The organism is Pseudomonas sp. P5_A2_2 (assembly GCF_054177685.1).
Genome location: NZ_JBGCUL010001180.1, coordinates 1 through 1252 on the forward strand (window position 1 = coordinate 1; position 1252 = coordinate 1252).

Genomic DNA, 1252 nt, shown 5'->3' on the forward strand with positions numbered 1-1252 from the left:
GTAGTGTTTAAGGCGAGGCGATGGCTTCAGCCAATAACAATGAAAGTAACGTTTCAACGCTATCAGATGTTTACTGCCCTTAAATCCAACTACAAAATCTAGGGATGTACTTATGATTTCGCTAAGAAAACTGTATTTGATAATGCTCTTTGCGTTGTGCACGAACGCAGTGTCGGCCAAGGAATACACCACGTTGCGTTTTGGCGTGGACGCTAACTACGCGCCGTTTGAGTCCAAGGCGGCTGATGGCAGCCTCAAAGGATTTGATATTGATTTGGGCAACGCGATTTGTGCGAAGCTGCAAGCCAAATGCATATGGGTTGAAAGCGATTTTGATGGCCTGATACCAGGCCTCAAAGCCGGCAAGTTTGACGGCATTCTCTCATCCATGACCGTGACCCCCGCGCGCGAAAAAGCCATCGACTTTTCAAATGAGCTGTTTTCCGGATTCACCTCCTATGTGTTCAAGAAAGGTTCGGGCCTGAGCGAAAATGCGGCATCACTCAAAGGCAAAACGGTCGGTTACTTTCAGGGCAGCATCCAGGAAGCCTACGCAAAAGCCGTTCTGGACAAAGCCGGCGTAAAAACTCAGTCCTATCAGAACCAGGATCAGGTGTATTACGACCTTGTAGCGGGACGGCTGGATGCATCCCTCCAGGACACGTTGCAAGCTCAGTTGGGTTTTATCAGCTCGCCGCAGGGCGCTGATTACGAAATCAGCCGGTCCGTTGAGAGCCCCTATCTTCCCTCCAAAACAGCCATCGGCATCGCCAAAGACAATGCAGAGCTCAAGGCGGTGCTGGATAAAACGATCCGGGCCTTACACGAAGATGGCACCTATGATTCGATCCAGAAGCAACATTTCGGCGATCTGAATCTTTACAGCGGCAAATAACCACCCGGCGCTCGTCCGCAGGATGGGCGCTTATCGCTATAGGTTGTTGATCATGTTCGAAACACTATTAGGCGCGCTGGGATTCTCTGCATTCAGCCTGAAAGGGTTCGGTCCTTTACTGCTCGAAGGCGCCTGGATGACCGTCAAGCTGTCCCTGTCTTCCCTTGCGCTCAGCGTACTGCTGGGGCTGATCGGGGCCAGCGCCAAACTTTCCAGCCTCAAGCTGCTGCGTTTGCCAGCGCAGCTCTACACCACACTGATTCGGGGGGTGCCGGATCTTGTACTGATGTTATTGATTTTCTACAGCCTGCAAACCTGGCTGACGGTCCTCACAGTCGCTCTGGGTTGGGAGTACAT

At 51.8% G+C, this 1252-nt stretch carries 2 protein-coding genes; both read left to right on the top strand.

Going from position 1 to position 1252, the window contains the following annotated elements; genetic code table 11:
• Nucleotides 1-112: 112 nt before the first annotated feature.
• Nucleotides 113-895: a transporter substrate-binding domain-containing protein gene (locus tag ACXRVY_RS29885; protein WP_115948018.1), complete on the top strand. Its 783-nt coding sequence runs from the start codon at nucleotides 113-115 to the stop codon at nucleotides 893-895.
• 52 nt (nucleotides 896-947) lie between these two features.
• Nucleotides 948-1252 (top strand): ABC transporter permease subunit (locus ACXRVY_RS29890; RefSeq protein ID WP_458239058.1); only part of this gene is annotated, 305 nt, incomplete at its 3' end.